This is a genomic window from Nocardioides astragali (assembly GCF_024436375.1).
Taxonomy (GTDB): Bacteria; Actinomycetota; Actinomycetes; order Propionibacteriales; family Nocardioidaceae; genus Nocardioides; species Nocardioides astragali.
This window is the reverse complement of record NZ_JAFMZM010000013.1, coordinates 1-671: the sequence shown is the minus strand read 5'-3', so window position 1 is coordinate 671 and position 671 is coordinate 1. Positions and strand designations below refer to the sequence as shown.

Genomic DNA, 671 nt, shown 5'->3' with positions numbered 1-671 from the left:
GATCTCGACCGGGCGCTCGACACCCTGATCCCCGACGGGGCCAACCAGCCCTACGACATGCACGACGTGATCACCGCCGTGCTGGACGAGGAGGAGTTCCTCGAGGTCCAGGAGCTGTTCGCGCCCAACATCCTGGTCGGCTTCGGCCGTGTCGAGGGTCGCTCGGTCGGGATCGTGGCCAACCAGCCGATGCAGCTCGCCGGCTGCCTCGACATCGACGCCTCCGAGAAGGCCGCCCGGTTCGTACGCTTCTGCGACGCGTTCAACATCCCGGTGCTGACCTTCGTCGACGTGCCGGGCTTCCTGCCGGGCACCGACCAGGAGTGGGACGGCATCATCCGCCGCGGCGCGAAGCTGATCTACGCCTACGCCGAGGCGACCGTCCCGCTGATCACGATCATCACCCGCAAGGCCTACGGCGGGGCGTACGACGTGATGGGCTCCAAGCACCTCGGCGCCGACATCAACGTCGCGTGGCCCACCGCCCAGATCGCCGTCATGGGCGCTCAGGGCGCGGCCAACATCCTGCACCGCAAGACGCTGGCGAAGGTCGCCGACGACGGTGGCGACGTCGAGGCCCGGCGGGCCGAGCTGATCGACGAGTACGAGACCACGCTGGCCAACCCCTACATCGCCGCCGAGCGGGGCTACGTCGACGCCGTCATCACCCC

1 protein-coding gene is annotated in these 671 nt (G+C 69.0%); it reads left to right on the top strand.

Features of this window, described 5'->3' with window-relative positions:
* Positions 1-671 (top strand): acyl-CoA carboxylase subunit beta (locus J3P44_RS24755; RefSeq protein WP_305122963.1); only part of this gene is annotated, 671 nt, incomplete at both ends.